Source organism: Nonomuraea sp. NPDC001684 (assembly GCF_053596515.1).
Genome location: NZ_JBSFGJ010000715.1, coordinates 1 through 3,016, shown reverse-complemented (window position 1 = coordinate 3,016; position 3,016 = coordinate 1). Strand labels below are relative to the sequence as shown.

The 3,016-nt window shown below is 69.2% G+C and carries 3 protein-coding genes; 1 reads left to right on the top strand and 2 read right to left on the bottom strand.

Going from position 1 to position 3,016, the window contains the following annotated elements; translation table 11 throughout:
- Positions 1 to 1,069: 1,069 nt before the first annotated feature.
- Together ACWCSD_RS50590 and ACWCSD_RS50585 are read right to left on the bottom strand one after the other, a co-directional pair.
- A complete protein-coding gene (locus tag ACWCSD_RS50590) occupies positions 1,070 to 1,804 on the bottom strand; it encodes a hypothetical protein (protein WP_449926682.1) in 735 nt (244 codons plus the stop codon).
- Between the two features lie 77 nt (positions 1,805 to 1,881).
- The gene (locus tag ACWCSD_RS50585) at positions 1,882 to 2,466 is read right to left on the bottom strand and encodes a TetR/AcrR family transcriptional regulator (protein WP_397159102.1); all 585 of its coding nucleotides are present in this window, start codon (positions 2,464 to 2,466) and stop codon (positions 1,882 to 1,884) included.
- Positions 2,467 to 2,569: 103 nt separating this feature from the next.
- On the opposite strand from ACWCSD_RS50585, the gene ACWCSD_RS50580 reads away from it, so the two are divergent.
- The coding region (locus tag ACWCSD_RS50580; protein WP_449926679.1) for an alcohol dehydrogenase catalytic domain-containing protein at positions 2,570 to 3,016 on the top strand (447 nt) is incomplete at its 3' end.

Here is a 3,016-nt window from a genome sequence, read left to right as displayed (position 1 = left end):
AGGTCACACTGCAACAGCCCAGCCCTGAGGTAAGGCGCGGTCTGGGAAACCACATCCCGTGCAGGGCACATAGCTCTTGGGGCGACCACCGCGTGTAGAGGGACGGATGCCGTTGGAAGATCAACGGATTCCATGTCGGTCTCCGCTTCTCTGCTTCGACACCCCTCGAACTCGATGCGCCATGTCGGCTCACCTTGTCCCGATCGCTCGTCAACAACCTACCTCCGCCAGCGGCCGGCGCGGAGGGCGTCCTGCGGGCACCGCGGCCGCCGGGCACGACGCGAAGCCCTCCGTGGTCTACGGTCCCGCCGACCAACCCGCCATCTTTCGTAGGACCGGGGCAGATGGAGTCGCCCTGCCCCTCGTAGGGCATGCCAGGCGGCGAGCGGACCGCTCAGGATGCCGGCGGCTCAGGGATGAGGGCAAGAATGTCGTCTACAAGGCGCTACCTGACCCTGCTGGGGATGGAGGCGCCCAGCGCGTTCTCGTATCCCCAGAACCCGTCGGCGGCCATACGGACCATGAGGCACCGGATCGCCTCGTCGTCGCGCTCGTCGATCGGCGTCGTGCAACCGGGGAACCAGCGGTCGTAGACCCGTTGCCCGATGCGGCCCCGGGTACCCCGTCAAGCCGGACCCGCAGCGGGCATACCCTACTGATCGATTTCATCCGCGGTATCCGGATGCCGGTGAGCACCGTCTTGATACCGGCCTCGGTGAGGATCTCCTTTATGACAGCGGGGAGTTGCCGGAGTTGCTCTCGAAGGGTGGCTGCGTTGAGGGGTTCTCGGGGTTCCGGCCGGGGAAGACCCAGCGGGCCTCGGGGTTGAGGGTGGTCCAGAAGCCGGGGCCGGCCGGCGCCGCATCCGGGACGGCCATCCGCCCTGGAGCCGGATGCCGGTGAGCTGCCGGTCCGGAGTGCCGTAGGCGGAGGTGCAAGTGCCGCCGTCGCAGCCGCACTGGCCGCCGAGCAGTGGGCGGCCGTGCCGCTACCGTCCGATGCTCCGCGGTCGTCGCGTCGTCCGACGCTGACCGCATGTCGGATCACCCTGGTCGAACCCACCTGGAAGTCAGCACTCGACGTCGAAATCGAGCTCGTCGTAGCGGAACTCCGCGATCTGCTCACGGGTTCCGGAGATGAGGGTGATGCAGCCGTCCCCGAAGACCGCGCTCTCCGGGATGGAGGCGAACAGCACCTTCCCACGCGCTTCCACCGGGTTGTGCCAGGCGCGGGAGTAGCCGCCGAGCTGGATGTCGAATCTCCATCGGAGGTCAGGAATCTCCCCCATGTCATCGAGGAACTTGGCCACCAGGCCGGCCCGCTCGGCGTCCCCCTCGGCGTAGTCGGCCGCTTCCGCGACGTCGGACCAGCGAAGAGCGGCAGACCAGGTGGTGCCAGGAACCGCGTAGAGCGGGAACGGCTCGTGAGCCTTCGCCTGCGAGTGGCGTTCGACGGTCTCGGTGCCTGGCGGCAGGTGGATGACGACGCCTTCGTCGAGGTCGGTGATCTCGGCGAGGATGACCAGGTGGCCGTCGGCGGGAAAGTCGATGTCGAGGACGCCGGTGGGCAGGGCGGCGCAGTCGATGGTCACCACGTGCGGCACGTATGAGGGCAGTTCCAGGTCCTTGGGCAGATGGGGAAGCCCGACGGCCCGAGCGGCCGGACGGGCGTTCTTCTTCAGCTCTTCCGGCAGTTCGTCATAGGGGCAGAGGTAGACACAGGGGCGCAGGAGGCGAATGAACGCCTCGGTCACCGGTTCGGGTAGGTCAAGGGCCCGTCCGGCGTCGAGGACGGCTTCACGCACGCTCACCTTCATGGATGTCACAGTGCCACGCGCCACTGACACCCTGCGCCCCGGCCAGGTGCGGGCCACCTGATCCGTCATGCCGACCGGCCGCTGATGCCCTTGATCGCGATGTCCAGCAGCCGGTCGGCCTGATGGTCGTCCTCGTGATGCTCGGTGGCCAGCGAGATGGCGTTGACGAGCGCGAGCAGGTCCTCGGCGCGGATTCCTGGGCGTACGGCGCCTGCCTGTTGTGCTCGTCGCAGGAGTTCGCGCGCCGCTTCTGTGATCATCGCCTGGCAGCCCTCGTTCTGCTCCAGCAGGTCGGCATCCCGGCTGCCGTGCAGCAGCGAGGCGGCCAGACCGCGACTGGCGCTCGCGTAGGCGTTGAGGTCGCCCAGCCAGGTCAGGAGCGCGGGGCCCGGCTCGCTCTGCTCGGCGCGTTGTGCCGCCATGGCGCACAACTCCTCGACGCGGTCGTGGAAGACGGCTTCGAGCAGGGCGCGACGGGAGGGGAAGAGGCGGTGCAGCGTCGCCGATCCCGTCCCGGCCTGACGGGCGATCTCGTTCAGGGCGGCGCCGGCGCCGTCACGTGCGAAGACGTCCCGGGCCGCGCTGACGATGCGGTCGTAGTTGCGCTGGGCGTCCGCACGCAGGGGCTGCCGCCGGGTGGTGTGGGGCATGGCCTCCTCCAGGTTTTGACAAGTGGGCTGGCGCTCCGGTTAGAGTAGCCGAACCATAAGTGGGCTGCCAGCCCACTTATGCTCGAAGCGACTGGGAGAGATCATGCGCGCCGTCCAATACACCCGTTTCGGCCCTCCCGAGGTGCTGCGCGTCGACGACGTGCCCGCACCTCGGCCCGGGCCAGGAGAAGTGCTCGTCGAGGTCCGTGCCGCGAGCGTGGACGCCGGCGAACTCGCCTTCCGCGCAGGCAGGCTGCGCGGCATCGCCCGCGCCCGATTCCCCCGCGGCCTGGGAGGGGACTTCACCGGCCGCGTCGCGGCCCTGGGGCCCGGTGTACCCGCCTGGAGCGTGGGAGAGGAGGTGTGGGGGCTGATGCCGCACTTCGCCTTCGGCGCCATCGCCGACTACGTGGCCGTCCCCGAACAGCGGCTCGCCCGAGCCCCCGAGAACCTGAGCCTGCTCGACGCCGCCGCCCTGCCCTCGTCCGGCACCACCGCCCTCACCGCCCTGACCGACAAGGCCGGCCTCACCAGCGGTGAACGGCTTTTG

Excerpts from the sequence above, each read along its gene's own strand:
- ACWCSD_RS50585 (WP_397159102.1), bottom strand. The coding sequence starts at position 2,466 with ATGCCCCACACCACCCGGCGGCAGCCCCTGCGTGCGGACGCCCAGCGC.